Genomic DNA, 18,123 nt, shown 5'->3' with positions numbered 1-18,123 from the left:
GTTCAATTTTTCATCTTTCCAAAAGCTGTTTTAACTGCTGTTTCTACAAATTTCCCATACATCAATTGCTCCTGAACCTTTAAAACATTAGTTTTCATTTGCTTGTAATCTTCTTTTTTCAGGTTTTTTAAAATGGTATTTAAATCTGCCAGATTAGCAACTCCAACACCTATATTATTTTCAATAATAAAAGGTGCTATTGCTGCTTTATTCCAAACTATTACAGGGAGCCCACATAAAAGGTATAAAGATGTTTTATGAGGGTTATTATATTTTAAGTATTCTCCTAGTTGCCCGCTACAAGTTTCTATAGATATGCCATCCCATACCAATCCAAAATCGGCTTCAATTTTATACGCTATCTGATCAGATGGAAAAGCACCTTCATAAAAAATAACAGACTCCTCTTCACTCACCTTTCGCTTATTGGAATCAAATCCAATACCATATAATTTTAAATTATAAGCACTATTATCTATCTTATCAAAATCAAAAATATATGCATTCTTGCCAGCTCCAAATCCTCCGGCATAAGCTATTCTATAAACCTTCTCTTCACTAATCGCTTCATTTTGTATTGGTTTTTTATCTGAAACATAATCAAATATACCCAAGACCACTATGGGAATCTTTGTCCCTTGTTCCAGAAACCATGTTTTCATAGACTCGTTATGTACAATGATTACATCTGAACAAATAATTTTAGATAACTCAGCCTTTACATCTTTAACCCGTCCCTTTAAACTCCTTACATCATGTACAATGGTTATAATTTTACAGCGTTTTAATTTGGCCCCAAACACGATTAACTTTCTAAATTTATTATTAGGATATTGTGTACATAAAACGGACTTAAAGGGCAACCGCAACAGAGCTATAGAGATACCAAAAAAGTTTTTAATCGTTCCTAGAGCAGAACTTGGTATTGATGACTGTTTAAACCCTAAATTTTTAAATCCTAAATGCTCTAAAGAAATCTCACAATCAGTCTTAGCTTTTCCTGCAGCGTTAAAAAGAGATTTATAATTTCTGGAAATATAATACATTAGCCTGAAAAGTTTTTTTTAGGAGATTTATATCCTAGTTTTGTTAAAAATATAAATGTATGCAAAAGTATGATTATTTAGTTGTAGGAGCAGGACTATTTGGATGTGTATTTGCGCATGAGGCCACAAAAAAAGGAAAAAAATGTTTGGTTATTGACAAACGCCCTCATTTAGGAGGCAATGTATATTGTGAAAATGTTGACGGTATTAACATACATAAATACGGTGCTCATATATTTCATACTAACGATAAACATATTTGGGATTATGTTAATCAATTTGCGGAATTTAACAACTATATAAACTCTCCCGTCTCCATATCAAAAGGTAAATTGTACAACCTCCCGTTCAATATGAATACATTTTACCAGTTATGGGGAACAAAAACCCCTGAAGAAGCAAAGTCTATTATAGAACGTCAGATAAAAACATACGGTTGTGAAGATCCGAAAAATCTGGAAGAGCAAGCCTTATCTTTAATTGGAAAGGACGTTTATGAGACCCTAATTAAAGAATATACAGAAAAACAATGGGGCAAAAAAGCTACTGAACTTCCGGCTTTTATTATAAAAAGACTACCTGTACGTTATACTTTTAACAACAATTATTTTAATGATAAATATCAAGGCATTCCTATTGGCGGATACAACAAAATTATAGATGGTTTACTTGAAGGTATTGAAGTAAAAACCAACGTTGATTTTTTTGAAAACAAAAATGCTTTCAGTCAACAAGCTGATAAAATAGTATTTACTGGTAAGATTGATGAGTTTTATAATTATAAGTTTGGAAATTTAGAATACAGATCTCTACGCTTTGAAAACACAAGGCTTGAAAAGGAGAACTATCAAGGTAATGCCGTAGTAAATTACAATGATGCTGAAGTCCCATATACCAGAATTATAGAACATAAACACTTTGAATTTGGCAAACAGGCACATACGGTTATCACCAAAGAATTTCCGGAACAATGGACAACTAAAAAAGAAGCCTACTATCCTATTAACAATTCAAAAAATCAGGAAAAATATCAGCAATATAAAATTATGGCGCAACAAGAGTCTAATGTTATCTTTGGAGGCAGGTTAGCAGAATATAAATATTACGATATGCATCAAATAATAGCTTCTGCGCTCCAAAAAGTAAAAAAAGAACTTAATTAAACTTATCTGACTATATAACGTTGTTGGCACAATCCAAAAAAATATCGGCTTTAATGATTACTTATAATGAAGTCAATCATATTGAAGAAGTGATTGATAATGTAAGTTTTGCTGATGAGATCATTGTTATAGATTCCTTTAGCACAGATGGAACTCTTGAAAAATTATCAAAGTTAGAGCATGTAAAAACCATTTGCCGTGAGTTTAAAAATTTTGCCGACCAAAGGAATTTTGCACTGGAACAAGCTAGCTTTAATTGGGTTTTATTTATTGATGCTGATGAACGCCTTACACCTGAGTTAAAAAACGAAATCATCTCTGAAATTGAGAATCCAAAAAATATTGCTGCGTTTATGGTTAAACGGCTCTTTTTCTTTAATAAAAAAAGAATCCGGTTTAGTGGTTTTCAAACGGATACAACCTATAGGCTATTTAAAAAAGATTGTGTTAAATATATTGAAGACAAAATAGTCCACGAAATGCCTAAAATATCTGGGGACAGCAAACTCTTAAAACATAATATGATACATTATTGTTTTGATAGTGCTGAACATTATAAACGTAAAATGGAACACTATGCATCACTTAAGGCTCTTGAGCTTTCAAAAAAAGGTGTAAAGCCAAATATTTTCCATTTTTGTTTTAGGCCGTTCTACAAATTCATGGTAAACTACTTTTTAAGGCTTGGATTTTTAGATGGCAAAGAAGGGTTTAGTATATGTTATTTAAGTGCTTATGGAGTTTACTTCAGGTATAAAGAGCTTAAAAAACTATTGGGTTGACCTCCAGAACTTCAATCGCTTTTTTAGTCTTCTTTTCCTATGGTATTTTTCCTGAAATGCCTGGGTCTGAGTCCACATTAAATCAAAAACCTTGTTATAATCTTCTCCATAACATTTAGCATATTCATCACTCATCACTTCTACCATGGATTTATGGGTAGTTAACCGTGCAAAGTTTTTGATCCGCGTATTAAAGTCTAACGGCTTAAACTCCATACGGTTTAAATCTACCAAATAAAACTTATAATCTCCATTATTGAGTTGAATTAAGGTATTACCAGGAGAATGATCCAAAAAATGCACGCCATGTTCATGCAATTGATAAGTAAACCTTGTAAATGCCCTGAGAATAGCTTCGTAATTTGGGATTTCAAAGTCTGTAGTTAGTTCTCTATAGGTTAATTCACAATGTAACTGCTCACTAATATAATAGCTTTTTTTAAACAAAAAAGGTGTTTTAAACTCGTAATATCCCATGGGTTGTGGCGTACCAATATTTAAATCCTTTAACCGGTTTGCATATTCGTAAGAGCGTTGAGCCTTACTCTTCCTAAAAAACCTATAAGCTATTTGATTTATAAAATTTGGCACCCGAAAAGACTTTACATTAACCGTAACATTCTTTAATTGAAATAATTTTAAGGAATTTCTATCCTGATTCCCAAAATCTTCTCCTTTAACATCAAAATTTTTGATGATATCATCAAAAAATGTGCTATGCTTAAAAAAATCCTTATGTATGGTTTTATGACTTTTCACTTAAATATTTATCAATTCCGTTTTTACACCAAACCACTTTTTTATCTATGGTGGTTTGCTCTATTTTATTATTCTTATGTAGGCCATCTTTGGGCTTTTCTTTATGATATATGTGATAAACTATACCTCCATACCTTAATCTGCGACTTGCAATTCCGTAATTATGAAAACGTAGGGCCAGTTCAGAGTCTTCTCTACCCCATCCTTTAAACTCCTCATTATAACCATTTACTGCTATAAAATCCTTTTTAAAATATGAGGTATTGCAGCCTCTATACTTTTTTGAAAAAGCGTTTTTCTTTTTATAAAAATTACCCAAAAACGGGATATACAATGCACGGGTTCTTTTTTTAATCCCTTGAGAAAATGCTGAAAACCGTACCTGCTTTTTGCCAAACAGCTTTTCCAAATGGTTCTCTTGAATATTTACACGGCTTCCGTATAAATACGTATTTTCTTCTGCAAAGTTCAAATGATCCTTTACAAAAGCAGGATGCAAAATGCAATCGCCGTCGGCCTGGATAATATAATCTCCTTTGGCTTTGGCAATAGCTTTATTTAAAATAATTGCCTTTGTAAACCCATCATCTTTATGCCAAACATGTACCAACGGAACCGGAAACTTATCTTGAAACCGTGCTACAGTTTCCTGAGTTTTAATAGTTGAACCATCATCGGCAATAATAACCTCAGCTGGATACTCTTCTTGATTTTTTACACTCATTAAAACCAGCTCCAGTGCTTCATGCCAATTATAGGTAGATATAATTAATGTTGAGCTAATTGGTTTGTTCATTTAAATGATTACTATTTAATTTTCAAAAACCTCATACCCCTTTAAACCTAGTCTTTCAACAGGAACCAAAAATACATTATCAATGGTCTTACAATCCTCTAAAGATTTAATAAGGCGCCAGCTTGTACCATTTCTTCCATAAATATTATAATTCTCAGGAATAAGAGGAAAAAACAATTCATCCAACTTAACCTGCCTGGCGTTATAATACGGTTTATTAACCTCCATGAGTATGATAGGTCTATTTTCTTTTATGGTTTCTTTTCCTCCGGCAAGGCAAAAATCTTCATGCCCTTCAATATCCATTTTTATAATATCAATTTTATTATAATCACTATATTTTTCCTGCCAAACATTATCCAATATTCTTAGTTTTATTGGGGATACTTTAAAACCCTTATCCATAGCTTCGCTAGTGCGAATAGCTGCGTTTCCGGTGCTGGAACCATGTTTAAAGTCTTCTCGTAAGGTAATCTCAGTATCCTCACATTTATTAGAGAGTCCAAACTTATTGGCATCACAAATTCCTAAAAGTTCATTAATCTTTAAATTATTAAAAAATCTCAAATAGTTCCCTTCAAAGGGTTCAAAAGCCACAACTTTACCTGATCCCTTTTTTGATCTAATAAAATTACCCATAGAAACCGAATAAAACCCAATATTAGCACCAACATCTAAAAAACAGGTATCGGGGTTATAGAGTGATTGAACTATAGCTATTAATTCAGGGTCATATTTACCCGTATAGAAAGATATTCTCTCTGTCTTAGTGCTCAAATCAACAAGGAGAGTTGTACCATCTTGCATTTTGGCTTCAACAACAGGTTCTGCCCCTAAGGCCAACAGTAGTCTATTAAAATGTTTATATATTTGGTTTAGTCTACGATGGTAAGGTAACTTTCTTGTTGTTCTAGATAAAGTAATTAAAACTTTATTAGTTAATTTCATTCATATATATTTTTATACAAGTAAACTATTATCTTGGAAATTTAATTAAAATAACTTTCAAAACCATGTGACCGCTTCCCTTTTACCAATTTGAAATGCTTAAACCATTGGCCAAAATTTTTACGGAATAAATAGATTGTCGATAAATTTAAATTATTTTTTTTTGCTATTAACTCTTTGATTTCTTCCAGATCTCTTGATTTAAAAAAACCCAGTTTTTTCCATTTTTCTGGTTCCATATAAAACAAATCTTTAAGAGTAGTATAATTATGTTGGTTTGCCATTTTCCATTTTTCAAAAAAGCCTTCATTTACATCTACATTATGTCCCCAATTATTAAGTTTAAATCTTAATTCTTCTTCAGTTCTGGACAGACATTCATGAAGTAAAATATTATTAATATAAACGATTCTCTCCTTAGTCTTTCTTGCCACTTTATAATTGGGATAGTTAGTAGCCAAAAGTACCTTGGTAGGTGCCGGTTTATCTATATATAACAGGCCGTCATTTACATATTTATAAATATTAATTAAAAAACCGGCAAACTGTATAGGCTTTTTCTCAGGAGAATCAAGATAATGATCATACTTTCTTAAAGAAGAAATAAAGCTTGAAAAATCAATAAAAATCTCATCAGAATCTATTTGAACCAGCCAATTACCAATACCCATTTTTTTTGATAACAAATGACGTTCTCTGGTGTCATTTTGTATGGCAGACAATTCCGGTATATAAAAGTTATCTTTATAAATGCTAATTTTTTTATCTGTATCAAAAGCTTCTAACCAGTCAAAAAAGTCAGGATCAATTTCAAACCTGTTTCCGGACCAAGTAAGTTGTTGCTCATCCATAGCTATAAAAATGGCGTCAGCTTCTTTATATACCGGAGGTATAGAAGTTTTTAATTTCTCATAATCATATGATAATAAAAAACCAATGTGAATTTTTTTCATGGTAGAAATTATAGGTTTACAAATATAAGGTTAAGCTAAATAAATACTTACTTTTGCCAGAATTAAAACTAAATTATGTCATTAATTACTGTTATAATGCCTGTTTACAATGGCGAAAAATATTTAGCCGAATCTATAGACAGTATTTTGAATCAAAGCTTTGCAGATTTTAAGCTCCTAGTTTTAAATGACAACTCTAATGATAGCACCCTCGACATTTTAAATAATTACCTAAAAAAAGACAAGCGGGTTGAAGTCATTCATAAAACAACAAATCACGGACCTGCACATTTACGCAATGAGGGTATAAAGCTTGCAACCACCAAATATGTGGCTCTTCAGGATGCCGACGATATAGCCTTGCCTACCCGTTTTGAAAAGCAGATCAATGTGTTAGAGCAAAACCCTGAAATAGGACTGTGCGGAACCTGGTTTACTATTTTTGGTGATAAAAAAGAGAAGATCATAAAACACAGTATAAACCATGATGCTTTAAAGGTCCAGTTTTTAACAAGTTGCGGTATTGGTAATTCTACAGTAATGCTCAAAAAAGACATTTTAGGATACTTAGTCTTTGAAGACCAATTTGTTCCTGCTGAAGATTATGGCCTGTGGAGCCAATTGATTGGAATTACTCAATTTTACAATATTCCCGAATCATTATTAAGATACAGGTGGCATCCCAATAACATTAGCCAAACCAAAGCAAAAAATCTAAAAAAGGCCGAAGTCCTCATTAAAAAAAGACAATTAACACATTTGGGAATATCGGAAAAAGACCCTCATATTGATTTTTATTTAAACTCAGTATCGCTTAGACGAAAACTAAATACAACAATTATTAAATCTACCATTGAAGCATCAAAAGCATTAAAGTCAAAAAATTTAAAAACAAAATACTACAATCAGGACCTATTTGAAGCCCATATAAACAGGACTATTATCAGAACCATAAGAAACTCAAGCCATCCTGATTTAGCATTTTTAAGATATCTAAAAAAAGACTCCGGTTACTTTAAATATATTCCTGCTTTAGATAAACTGGTTTTATTTCTGAGGTGCCTTTTTTAAACACCTTCTTTTCAGGTATTTTAGTTGTGTTCTTAAATCGGCATTTTTAAAGTAATCATTCATGAAGTCAATCTGAGCATCAGTGACCGGTTCCCCGTTTTGTTTTAATTTTAGTACTTCAAAGGCAGTGGCATTTCCTAAAGATCTACGTACCTTTCTCATATTTTTTGTATTGGCCCCAGGAATAAGCTCTATGATTTCCTTTATATTTAAATATGAAGAATGATTTTTAAAATAATCAGATTTTAAAGCATATACACCGCCTTCATTTATTCTATATACAGCACCAACAAAATCCATAAAGACACCCTTTCCGCTTTCTAAAATTAAAGCATACAAGGTATTATCCTTGTAGTGTTTAAAATTTGAAATTTTATTTAAGTTTAGGGCTGACCTCTTAAATACAATTGTTGACGTATGGGTACAATAGGGTGTAAAAATGGTGTCAAAATCAATTATTCTATATGGGTTTTTAAAACCAAAATAATTTTCAGAAAAATCTATTCCATTAAACATCTTATAATTTGTCCAAGCTACTACATAATCTCTGTTAGATTCTAAAAAATCAACTTGCTTTTGAAGTTTAAGAGGGTCTATCCAATAATCGTCACCATCACAAACGGCTATATATTTTCCTTGAGCCATAGGAAACAAAAAATTCCCAAAAGGTTTTTTATTTTGTGAATACTGGTTCTCTGTTTGAAGTATTGTTTTTATTCTACTATCTTTTTTAGCATAATCCTGAATAATTTCAACAGATCTATCAGTGGAAGCATCATCATGTATCAAAATTTCAATAGGAAACGTAGTTTTTTGCATTAAAAAACTATCAAGCGCTTTCTTTATATAATGTTCATGGTTGTAGGAGGTGCAACAAATACTCAAGACTACATTATTCATATTTTACTATAGTTATATCTTTTACAAAAATAGTGTCTACTTCTGGAAACCTAACTTGTTTTTTAAAATTGGAAATTAACACCTCTGGTACATTAGCCCCTGCCATATGACTAAAAGGATATTGCCCCCCAAATCTAGGGTTCATTTCTAAAACATAAGGAACTTTGTTTTTAAAAAAAACATCACAATCTAACATCCCTATATGCTTTACTGTTTTTGATATTAAAACGCCTAACTCTGATAGTAAAACATTCTTAATTATTTTTGCACTGTCAGTTTCCCCTGCACGCATCCCCAATTTCATTTTTTGAAATTGAGCTACATAATTGCCTTGATAATCATTTAAAATTTCTATCCCATATTCATCACTATCTATAACCTCTTGAATTATTGTAGCAGACTCTTCTTCATTAACTCCTAAATAATCAAGCAACTTATGGTTTTTTCTAGACTCTAAATACTGAAAAGCAAAGTTTAATTCTGTCCTACCATTAACAAATAAATGGTTTATTGATCCAAATCCAAACCTTGGTTTAACTATTAAAGGGAAGTGCTTAGTTTTTATATCACTTGGTTTCAACCAGGTTTTTGGCGTATTAATATTATGTTTTACTAAAAACTTATAGGTACTAAATTTATCTAAACATAAATTTATAATCTCAGGATTAGGAACTACGACGTTTACATTTAAGGCTTCAATTTTTAATTTATTCTGAGATAAAATTGGCCCTTCTAAATCATGTAAGGAAAATAAAAAATCTACTCTTTCTTTCTTACAAATGTCTAACAAGGCATCTAAATAATTTTCTTCATAAACAAAAGGCAACACAAACGATTTATCTGCTGCACGCATTGCCGGGGTATCTGCAATACTATTCGCTGCAATAACATATCCTTTCCCTTGTACTGCTTCTTTAAAATATTCTACTAAATAGGATCTTCTGCCTGCACTGGTTAAAAGTATATTCATGAAGTAAGATTATATAATTTTATGGAAACTCTATAATTAGTTCAGATAGCATTATAGTTCTAAATCTAAAAGAACACTTTCATCTTTTAAACTATAAGTGGCCTTAAAACCTAAATTCATATACATCCTCATAGCCTTGCTACTCTTCCAGGTAGAGGACTTTAAGGTTTTCATACCAAAATGTCTACAATGTTCTATCATATCTTGTACCATTTTCTTTGCAATACCTCTGTTTCTATAAGTGGATTCAACAGATAAAAAACTCAAAAATCCATAATCATAAATATCAGGAGTACAATAAAACGCACAAACCCCAACTATTTTACTTTCATAAAAACAAATATTAACTGTAGCCAAATTAGATAATTTTTCTGCATAATCCCTTAAGTTAACCTTATAACTTAGATTAGGTTCAAAATAATGTTCTTGACTACTTATAAACTCATATAAATCATTTGTTGAAAAGTCTTCAGCTTCCTTTAAATTGCCATATTTTAAAGTTTTTCCCATACTAGGTATTTTTTAGTATTATCTCACAAATAACATCTACCTGACCTTCGGTCAAGTCATAATACAACGGTAAACACAAGATACGCTCAGCTATAGATTCAGCAATGGGCATTTTTTGACCACTTAAATAGTTTACTGTATTTAAAGCAGGGTAAAAATAACGCCTGGGAAAAATATCGGCTTTATTTAAGGCCTTCTTGACCATATGTATTTGCTTTTCATTTTTAAAAACTACAGGCATATAAGCATAATTATAGATAACATGCTTCTTTATTTTTTGAAAAATTAAATTCTTACTTTTAGATAGATGGCTTAAATACCTATTATATAGAAGCTGTCTTCTATCAAAAATTTTATCAAAATAAGGCAATATGGTTAACCCCATTGCTGCCTGAAACTCACTCATTTTGGCATTGATTCCTAAACCATGAAAATTCTCAGGGCCATTATGACCAAAATTATGATGATAAGACAATATATCATGCAACATCTTATTTCTAGTAAACATAGCTCCACCCTCCCCGGTATGGAAAATTTTAGTAGCATGAAAACTGCAGGTACTTACATCTCCATACTCAAATATAGATTGTTCTTTATAACTCACACCGAAAGCATGTGCAGCATCATAAATAACTTTAAGCTTATATTTATTAGCAATATTTTTAATGGCGGTAATATTACAAGGGTTTCCAAATACATGAGTAGCAATAATTCCAGTGGTTTTATCTGTTATCTGTGCCTCTATTTTAGAAGCATCAATATTAAACGTAGCCTCATCAATATCTACAAAAACAGGCGTACAACCCTCCCAAACTATGCTTGAGGCTGTAGCAATATAACTAAATGGTGTGGTAATAATTTCGCCTTTTAATTGTAGGGCTTTAATTGCAATTTGTAATGGTAATGTACCATTGGTAGTTGCAATCATATTTGAAATATTGAATTTACTTTTAATTTGATTCTCCAGGGATTTTACTAATTCTCCTCGGTTTGTAACCCAAACCTTATCCCATGAGGATTTTAAATGTGCTTGATACTCCTCTTGAGAGGGCAAGAAGGATTTGGTTACATTTATCATGAAAAGCAATCTTAAATATTAATTAAAGCCAAAGATAATTGTTTAGCGTGGATGTATATTACTATTTTTGATCAAACCCAAAAAAGGTCTTTACTAAAATTGATTTAAGTAGAAATGGTCTATTAAAATCATTAAAAAAGTAGCATTTAAATTATAATTATTAGTTACTTTGCAAAAAGGATTATGCCCAATATTTTCTTAGAATCTCATAATATTAAGAACCCGTATTTTGGATTCGGGCAATTCAACTACCACATAATCAAAGGGCTATACAACATCAATATCCCATCTGATTTAGATATTACACTACATGCTAAAAACATAAAAGATCTAAAGTCAGAGTTCGGAACGTATTTTAATTATAAAAAGTATCATTCTTTTAGGAGGTATAAACAGCTTGGCGTTCGAAAAAAATATGATCTGTGGCACAGTTTGAATCAAAATACCAAAATAGAGCCCTACTACAATATCCCATATGTATTAACGGTTCATGATGTGAATTTTGTTGAAGAAAATCCAGATGATCAGGAGCGGTTTTTAAGGTTTAAAAATAAACTTAAAAGAAGTTCGGCCATTACATATATCTCAAATTTTGCAAAAGTATCTACGCATCAGCATTTTGAAGTTCCAAATGTACCCGAATATATTATTTATAATGGAAATCCTATTAGAGAAATAACATTACCTCCAGACTATAAGCCAGCTTTAACTAGTAAGCGGCCTTTTTTATTTAGTATTGGTGAATTTACCGAACGGAAAAATTTTCATGCGCTGGTTCAAATGTTAGAGTATTTACCTGATTTTAATTTAATTATAGCCGGAAATAATAAAACTGATTATGCACAAAACAAATTAGCAAACACTATTAAAAAGTTAAACCTTACCAATAGAGTTATTATTACAGGAAAGATTAGCGATCTGGATAAACAATACTATCTAAAACACTGTAGTGCTTTTGTCTTTCCCTCCTTAAGAGAAGGCTTTGGCATTCCCCCAATGGAAGCCATGCGGTTTGGAAAACCTGTTTTTTTATCAAACAATACCTCTCTTCCGGAAATTGGAGGTAAATTCGCATTTTACTGGAAAAACTTTGATCCCCAATATATGTCTGAGGTTTTTGAACAGGGCATGCATAAATACCTTGCCCAAAAAGATGAATATATCAAAGCATATACTGACAGAGCAAATAGTTTTGATTGGGATATTAGCGCTAAACAATATTTGCAAGTCTATAAAGATGTCTTACAATAAAATATTTATAATTATTAATTCACTAACATTGTTTTTTAACTCTACACTATAATGAAAATCGTAATATTAGCAGCTGGAATAGGATCAAGATTAGGAAACCCCTTTCCCAAACCTTTGACTCCCTTGAAAAATGAAAAAAGCATTATGAAAATGCAAATAGAGAATTTAGTATCAAAGTTTAGTATTGATGACATTCTGACTGTTGTTGGTTTTAAAAAGGATTTGATCATGGAACGCTTTCCGGATATCACTTACATTTATAATCCATTTTTTGACAGAACTAATACATCGAAAAGCCTTTTAAAGGCTCTAACCAAATGTAAGAATGAATCTGTATTATGGCTTAATGGAGACGTAGTCTTTGATCAAAATATCTTAAATCTTTTTGAGAACAATATAAATGAAGATAAATCTTTTGTGTCTGTTAATACCAGTAAAGTTGGAGAGGAAGAGGTAAAATACACACTCAAAAACGGGTATATTGATGAACTATCTAAAGTTGTAAAAAACGGCTTAGGGGAAGCTGTTGGTATCAATTTTATTTCTTCCCAAGATATTAACATTTTTATAGAGCATTTAAAAAAATGTGATGATAATGATTATTTTGAAAAAGGTTTAGAAATGGCTATTTCAGAAAACAATTTAAAAATTGAAGCTATAGATGTTTCTGAGTATAACTGCATGGAAATTGACTTTAAAGAAGACTTAGAATGTGTCAATAAACTAATTTAATAATTAAAGAATAGTGAAACTCATTTTTTTTTGCCAAAACACTTATGCTTTTGGGATAATTGAACCAATAAGAGAAATAGCACTAAAAAAGGAATATGAATTTATTTGGTTTTTAAGAGAAAAGCTGGTAGACTCTTTCCCCTTTAAAAAGGACTCTTATATAACTTCTCTTAAAAAATTAAAAAAATACCCCAGTGATGCAATTATAGTTCCTGGTAATGAAGTACCACATTATTTAAAAGGCGTAAAAGTTCAAATTTTTCACGGTTTGGCAGGAGAAAAAAAATCACACTTTAGAATTCGTCATTATTTTGATCTTTATTTAACTCAGGGGCCTTATTTCACAGAACGATTTAAAGCGTTTAAAGCCGTACATAAGAATTTTGAAGTTATGGAAACCGGCTGGTCTAAACTGGATCAATTATATAAAACACGAGACCTGTTAAAGAATGAAAAAGAAGATTTACTCTCTAAACACAATGCAAAGCAAATTTTACTTTACGCTCCAACTTTCACACCATACCTTACCAGTGCAGAAATTTTAAAAAATGAAATAGCCAAACTTGCTATAAATCAAGATTATTTAATTCTGATTAAATTTCATCCATTAATGGATGAAGAATTAATTAGCCATTATAAGAATTTAGCAACGCAGTATAACAATATTATTTATCAGGAAGAAAATAACATCACAAAATTCTTAGTCATTTCAGACTTAATGATTAGCGACACTTCATCTGTTGTATATGAATTCTTACTATTAAATAAGCCTGTATTAACTTTTAATAATATAGCTGAACATAAATACTGGGAGGATATTAATAATTCTGATTCTCTTATTGATAAAGTTCATGAAAATCTAACACAGGATTCTTTTAAAAAAGAAAGAGCATTTATTATTGAAAACTATCACCCATATGAAGATGGAAAATCATCAATAAGGATGATTGAAGCCATTGAGCAATACATTAGTAAATTTGGAGTTCCTAAAAAAAGAAAATTGTCTCCTTACAGAAAATATAGAATTCACAAACGATTTAGAGATTCGTTATAACTAACAATTTCAAATAAAGTAAATGCGGAGTATAGGAATTCAAACTATAAGCTTAAATTTACAGGCAATGTTTCTGACTACTTGAATTTATGATAAACGAAGAAGTAAACAATGCCCTTAAGGTACTAAAACAAGGCGGACTTATACTCTACCCCACTGATACGGTTTGGGGTATAGGTTGTGATGCCACAAACCCCGAAGCCGTTAAAAAAGTCTATGCCTTAAAACAAAGAATAGACAGTAAAGCTTTAATCTGTTTGGTAGCTGATGACAGAATGTTAAAAAAATACATCAAACAAATCCCTGAAGCTGCCAGGAATATTGTTGAGGTGACAGACAAGCCTACTACCATAATTTATGATGACGCTCAAAATTTAGCTCAAAATTTAATAGCCGATGACGGTACTATAGCTATTAGAATTCCCGATGATGAGTTTTGTTATTGGCTATCCAGAAAGTTTAACGGTGCTATAGTATCAACTTCTGCAAATATAAGTGGACAACCAACTCCCAAATCTTATAAAGAAATAGTTCCTGAGGTTTTAAAAGGTGTAGACTATATTGTAAATTTGCACCACGAAAAAATCTGCTCAAAACCATCGTCAATCATCAAATTGAGCAACAATGGCATTGTAAAAGTTATTAGGGCCTAAAACCTTAAATCGTGTTAATGAATTATAAAGAAGCATTACAACACTCTATATTCAAAATTATTTCTCAATCTGCAAAAGAGCTTCAAATGGAATCTTTTGTAATTGGAGGTTTTGTGCGTGATTTTATTTTAAAACGTGGCAATGCCAAAGATATTGATGTGGTGGCTATAGGGGGTGGCATTAAACTAGCCAAGCAGGTTGCAGGAAATCTACCAAACAAACCTAAAGTACAGATTTTCAAAACCTATGGTACAGCCATGCTTAGGCATAACGATATTGAAATTGAATTTGTTGGAGCCAGAAAAGAATCTTACCGTGAAGACAGCAGGAATCCGGCTGTTGAAAATGGTACTTTAGAAGATGACCAGAACCGTAGAGATTTTACTATTAATGCTCTGGCCTTAAATTTAAGTACTGCTAATTTTGGTGATTTGTTAGATCCTTTTAACGGCGTCAAGGACCTGGGAAACAAAATTATAAGAACACCTTTAAACCCTGATATTACTTATAGTGACGATCCTTTAAGAATGCTCCGGGCCATTAGATTTGCCACACAACTAAACTTTACTATTGAGGAAAAGTCCCTTCAGGCTATTACCAATAACAGTGCCCGTATAAAAATTATAACCAACGAGCGCATTGTTACCGAACTTAATAAGATTCTGGAAAGCAAAAAACCATCCATTGGTTTCTTATTATTAGAAAAAACAGGACTTTTAAAGTATATTTTACCGGAATTAATGGCATTAAAAGGCATTGATGAAGTTGAAGGGCAACGCCATAAAGATAACTTTTATCACACCCTGGAGGTTGTGGACAACATAGCTAAGAACACTAATAATCTTTGGTTAAGGTGGGCCGCGTTATTACACGACATTGGCAAAGCGCCTACAAAAAAGTTTAACAAAACTGTAGGTTGGACATTTCACGGGCATGAATTTGTAGGGTCTAAAATGGTCTACAAGCTTTTTAAACGGTTAAAAATGCCATTAAATGATAAAATGAAGTTTGTTCAAAAAATGGTTTTGATGAGCTCTAGGCCTATTGTGCTTGCTCAGGATATTGCTACTGATTCGGCCGTAAGACGTTTGGTATTTGATGCAGGTGATTATGTTGATGATTTAATGACACTTTGCGAAGCTGATATCACTACAAAAAACCCAAAAAGGTTTAAAAAATACCATCACAACTTCAAAATAGTTCGAGATAAAATAGTTGAGGTTGAAGAACGTGACCGTATTAGGAATTTCCAGCCACCTATCTCCGGAGAAGAAATTATTACAACATTTAATTTAAAACCATCACGTGAAATAGGTCTTATTAAGGAAGCCATAAAAGAAGCTATACTGGAAGGAGAAATCCCCAATGAATATGATGCTGCTTATCAGTTGATGCTAAAAAAGGGAAAACAATTGGGACTTAAACTAAGTCAAGAGCATGATTAAATTAATAAGAACCAATTCTGATCATCAAGATTTTATTAAACTGGTACAGTCATTAAATGATTATCTAAAAGTCACTGATGGAGATGAGCATGAATTTTATAACCAATATAACAATATAGATGTTTTAAAACACGTTGTTGTAGCTTATTATAATAATATTCCCGCAGGATGTGGTGCTTTTAAAAAATTTAATACAGAAACGGTAGAAATTAAGCGTATGTATACGGTTGTTGAGCTTCGTGGTAAGGGTATAGCATCACAAATTATAAAAGAATTAGAACATTGGGCCCAGGAACTGTTATATAAATCATGCGTTCTTGAAACCGGAAAAAGACAACTCGAAGCTGTATCCTTTTACAAAAAAATGAATTATAAAGTCATTCCCAATTATGGCCAATACCAAGGGATAAGCAATAGTCTTTGCTTTAAAAAAGAATTAAATGAAAAAGGATAACAAAAATGTAATGTATTGGTTGCTAACCGGGTGTTTCTTAATTTTTATAATGGTCATCGTTGGAGGTATTACCCGTTTAACAGACTCCGGATTATCCATATCAAATTATAAATTAATTACCGGGACAATTCCTCCCATAGGAGAACAGGAATGGCAGGAAGCATTTGATTTATATAAACAATACCCCGAATATCAAAAATTACATAATCATTTTACTTTAGAGGACTTCAAAAGTATTTATTTTTGGGAATGGCTACACAGGGTTATAGGACGAGCCATAGGCTTAATTTTTATCATTCCATTTATCTACTTTTTAATTAGAAAGCAACTCACTGGAAGTACCATAAAAAAGTGTCTGATCTTGTTAGTTCTGGGTGGGTTTCAAGGCTTTTTGGGCTGGTATATGGTAAAAAGTGGTTTGGTAGACAGGCCAGATGTTAGTCATTACAGACTGGCTGCACATTTAACCACAGCATTCCTCACCTTTGCGGCAACCTTATGGGTAGCCTTAGATTTAAAATTCCCAAACAAAAAGCCGGTAAACACCTCCTTTAGGAATCTTATTCTGGTCAGTTACGGCATTTTAATTATACAAATCATTTACGGGGCTTTTGTTGCAGGCTTAAAAGCCGGTTTACTCCATAACCATTGGCCAATGATGAACGAAGGGAAATTTATACATTCATCGGTTTACATTTTAGATCCTTTTTATAAAAATATAATAGAAAACCCCAGTGGTATTCAATTTATACATAGAATCATAGCCTTTCTGGTGGTGCTTTCTATATTCATAATCTGGAAAAGATCGAGAAGGATTTCTCTAACGTCTTACCAACAAAAGGGAGTCAATGCGCTATTAATTTTGGTCCTGGTGCAATTTATGCTTGGCGTATTTACTATTTTATTGCAAGTACCCCTATGGCTGGGTATAGCACATCAAGTTGGTGCGTTTTTCTTACTAAGTGCTATGACATTTACATTACATCGCTTTACAAAATAACATAAAAAAAGTTACCTTTGTAACGCAATTTATTCAACTCATGGTTTACAGGTTTAGAGTTATTTTAGATAATGATACCGAGGAAGATATTTTTCGTGATCTAGAAATTAGAGAAACAGATACTCTTGAAGATTTACACAATATAATCACTCAGTCTTTTGGTTTTGATGGTACTGAAATGGCTTCGTTCTATATTAGTAACGATGCCTGGGAACAAGGCGAAGAAATTTCTTTATTTGACTTAAGTGAAGATGCCTCGGCACGCTTGATGAATGAAACCTCCTTAGACAGTGTTGTTCATGAAGCTCAAACCAAACTTATATATATTTATGATTTTTTAAGTATGTGGACGTTTTATGTTGAGTTGGCTGAGATTGTTGATGAAACTGAAGGTCATGATTACCCTAACTTAATGTTTGTACAGGGACAGGTTCCTGATACTGCTCCTGATAAATTATTTGAAGCAGACGCCGAGGACGACTTTGGTGAACTTGAAGAGGGTTTAGATATAGACGACTATGATACTCTAGATTTTGATGAAAATTGGAATTAGCCACT

General features: G+C 32.0%; 20 protein-coding genes. 11 read left to right on the top strand and 9 right to left on the bottom strand.

What is annotated here, in order from left to right; all coding sequences use genetic code 11:
* Nucleotides 1–2: 2 nt before the first annotated feature.
* The gene (locus tag VOI54_RS11320; protein WP_326282902.1) at nucleotides 3–1,046 is read right to left on the bottom strand and encodes a glycosyltransferase; all 1,044 of its coding nucleotides are present in this window, start codon (nucleotides 1,044–1,046) and stop codon (nucleotides 3–5) included.
* Nucleotides 1,047–1,105: 59 nt separating this feature from the next.
* Between VOI54_RS11320 and glf the strand changes: the two genes are divergently transcribed.
* Together glf and VOI54_RS11310 are read left to right on the top strand one after the other, a co-directional pair.
* Nucleotides 1,106–2,209 (top strand): UDP-galactopyranose mutase, encoded by a 1,104-nt coding sequence (gene glf, locus VOI54_RS11315; RefSeq protein WP_326282901.1) that lies wholly within the window; start codon nucleotides 1,106–1,108, stop codon nucleotides 2,207–2,209.
* A gap of 53 nt (nucleotides 2,210–2,262) precedes the next feature.
* Nucleotides 2,263–2,991 carry a glycosyltransferase family 2 protein gene (locus VOI54_RS11310; protein ID WP_326282900.1) on the top strand — a complete coding sequence of 243 codons (729 nt, stop codon included), beginning with the start codon at nucleotides 2,263–2,265 and terminating at the stop codon, nucleotides 2,989–2,991.
* On the opposite strand, the gene VOI54_RS11305 is transcribed toward VOI54_RS11310, so the two are convergent.
* The 4 genes from VOI54_RS11305 to VOI54_RS11290 are packed head-to-tail and all read right to left on the bottom strand — an operon-like array spanning nucleotide 2,980 to nucleotide 6,447.
* Nucleotides 2,980–3,750: a lipopolysaccharide kinase InaA family protein gene (locus tag VOI54_RS11305; RefSeq protein WP_326282899.1), complete on the bottom strand. Its 771-nt coding sequence runs from the start codon at nucleotides 3,748–3,750 to the stop codon at nucleotides 2,980–2,982. The genes VOI54_RS11310 and VOI54_RS11305 overlap by 12 nt on opposite strands.
* Nucleotides 3,737–4,546 (bottom strand): glycosyltransferase family 2 protein, encoded by an 810-nt coding sequence (locus tag VOI54_RS11300; protein WP_326282898.1) that lies wholly within the window; start codon nucleotides 4,544–4,546, stop codon nucleotides 3,737–3,739. The genes VOI54_RS11305 and VOI54_RS11300 overlap by 14 nt, the downstream gene beginning before the upstream one ends.
* Nucleotides 4,547–4,561: 15 nt before the next feature.
* Nucleotides 4,562–5,494: an FkbM family methyltransferase gene (locus VOI54_RS11295; RefSeq protein ID WP_326282897.1), complete on the bottom strand. Its 933-nt coding sequence runs from the start codon at nucleotides 5,492–5,494 to the stop codon at nucleotides 4,562–4,564.
* Between the two features lie 41 nt (nucleotides 5,495–5,535).
* Nucleotides 5,536–6,447: a hypothetical protein gene (locus tag VOI54_RS11290; protein ID WP_326282896.1), complete on the bottom strand. Its 912-nt coding sequence runs from the start codon at nucleotides 6,445–6,447 to the stop codon at nucleotides 5,536–5,538.
* Between the two features lie 75 nt (nucleotides 6,448–6,522).
* Here VOI54_RS11290 and VOI54_RS11285 point away from each other — a divergent pair, with 75 nt between their 5' ends.
* Nucleotides 6,523–7,518, top strand: coding sequence for a glycosyltransferase family 2 protein (locus tag VOI54_RS11285; protein WP_326282895.1), 996 nt, complete (start codon nucleotides 6,523–6,525; stop codon nucleotides 7,516–7,518).
* Here VOI54_RS11285 and VOI54_RS11280 read toward each other — a convergent pair.
* The 4 genes from VOI54_RS11280 to VOI54_RS11265 are packed head-to-tail and all read right to left on the bottom strand — an operon-like array spanning nucleotide 7,495 to nucleotide 10,976.
* Nucleotides 7,495–8,418 carry a glycosyltransferase family 2 protein gene (locus tag VOI54_RS11280; protein WP_326282894.1) on the bottom strand — a complete coding sequence of 308 codons (924 nt, stop codon included), beginning with the start codon at nucleotides 8,416–8,418 and terminating at the stop codon, nucleotides 7,495–7,497. The two genes, VOI54_RS11285 and VOI54_RS11280, sit on opposite strands and share 24 nt — an antisense overlap.
* Nucleotides 8,411–9,388: an ATP-grasp domain-containing protein gene (locus VOI54_RS11275; protein ID WP_326282893.1), complete on the bottom strand. Its 978-nt coding sequence runs from the start codon at nucleotides 9,386–9,388 to the stop codon at nucleotides 8,411–8,413. Before VOI54_RS11275 ends, VOI54_RS11280 begins: the two co-directional genes overlap by 8 nt.
* A 51-nt stretch (nucleotides 9,389–9,439) precedes the next feature.
* Complete coding sequence (locus VOI54_RS11270) at nucleotides 9,440–9,898, bottom strand: GNAT family N-acetyltransferase (protein ID WP_326282892.1); 459 nt, start codon at nucleotides 9,896–9,898, stop codon at nucleotides 9,440–9,442.
* 1 nt (nucleotide 9,899) lies between these two features.
* Nucleotides 9,900–10,976 carry a DegT/DnrJ/EryC1/StrS family aminotransferase gene (locus tag VOI54_RS11265; protein WP_326282891.1) on the bottom strand — a complete coding sequence of 359 codons (1,077 nt, stop codon included), beginning with the start codon at nucleotides 10,974–10,976 and terminating at the stop codon, nucleotides 9,900–9,902.
* A 183-nt stretch (nucleotides 10,977–11,159) separates the two neighbouring features.
* On the opposite strand from VOI54_RS11265, the gene VOI54_RS11260 reads away from it, so the two are divergent.
* From VOI54_RS11260 to VOI54_RS11225, 8 genes are all read left to right on the top strand, one after another.
* Nucleotides 11,160–12,227, top strand: coding sequence for a glycosyltransferase family 4 protein (locus tag VOI54_RS11260; protein ID WP_326282890.1), 1,068 nt, complete (start codon nucleotides 11,160–11,162; stop codon nucleotides 12,225–12,227).
* A gap of 51 nt (nucleotides 12,228–12,278) precedes the next feature.
* Entirely contained in the window at nucleotides 12,279–12,959 is a 681-nt protein-coding gene (locus VOI54_RS11255; RefSeq protein ID WP_326282889.1) for a phosphocholine cytidylyltransferase family protein, read from the top strand.
* A gap of 13 nt (nucleotides 12,960–12,972) precedes the next feature.
* On the top strand, nucleotides 12,973–14,013 hold the full coding sequence (locus VOI54_RS11250) for a CDP-glycerol glycerophosphotransferase family protein (protein WP_326282888.1): 1,041 nt from the start codon (nucleotides 12,973–12,975) through the stop codon (nucleotides 14,011–14,013).
* Nucleotides 14,014–14,102: 89 nt separating this feature from the next.
* Nucleotides 14,103–14,666, top strand: coding sequence for an L-threonylcarbamoyladenylate synthase (locus VOI54_RS11245; RefSeq protein ID WP_326282887.1), 564 nt, complete (start codon nucleotides 14,103–14,105; stop codon nucleotides 14,664–14,666).
* A gap of 17 nt (nucleotides 14,667–14,683) precedes the next feature.
* Nucleotides 14,684–16,111 carry a CCA tRNA nucleotidyltransferase gene (locus VOI54_RS11240; protein WP_326282886.1) on the top strand — a complete coding sequence of 476 codons (1,428 nt, stop codon included), beginning with the start codon at nucleotides 14,684–14,686 and terminating at the stop codon, nucleotides 16,109–16,111.
* Nucleotides 16,104–16,565 (top strand): GNAT family N-acetyltransferase, encoded by a 462-nt coding sequence (locus tag VOI54_RS11235; RefSeq protein ID WP_326282885.1) that lies wholly within the window; start codon nucleotides 16,104–16,106, stop codon nucleotides 16,563–16,565. The genes VOI54_RS11240 and VOI54_RS11235 overlap by 8 nt, the downstream gene beginning before the upstream one ends.
* The gene (locus tag VOI54_RS11230; protein WP_326282884.1) at nucleotides 16,552–17,565 is read left to right on the top strand and encodes a COX15/CtaA family protein; all 1,014 of its coding nucleotides are present in this window, start codon (nucleotides 16,552–16,554) and stop codon (nucleotides 17,563–17,565) included. Before VOI54_RS11235 ends, VOI54_RS11230 begins: the two co-directional genes overlap by 14 nt.
* Before the next feature lie 40 nt (nucleotides 17,566–17,605).
* On the top strand, nucleotides 17,606–18,118 hold the full coding sequence (locus tag VOI54_RS11225) for an IS1096 element passenger TnpR family protein (protein ID WP_326282883.1): 513 nt from the start codon (nucleotides 17,606–17,608) through the stop codon (nucleotides 18,116–18,118).
* Nucleotides 18,119–18,123: the final 5 nt, after the last annotated feature.

Origin of the sequence: Alterotamlana spongicola (genome assembly GCF_035818475.1) — a bacterium.
Classification (GTDB): Bacteria; Bacteroidota; Bacteroidia; order Flavobacteriales; family Flavobacteriaceae; genus Cognatitamlana.
Note: the sequence above shows the minus strand (reverse complement) of the source record. Positions and strands in the feature narration are given on the sequence as shown.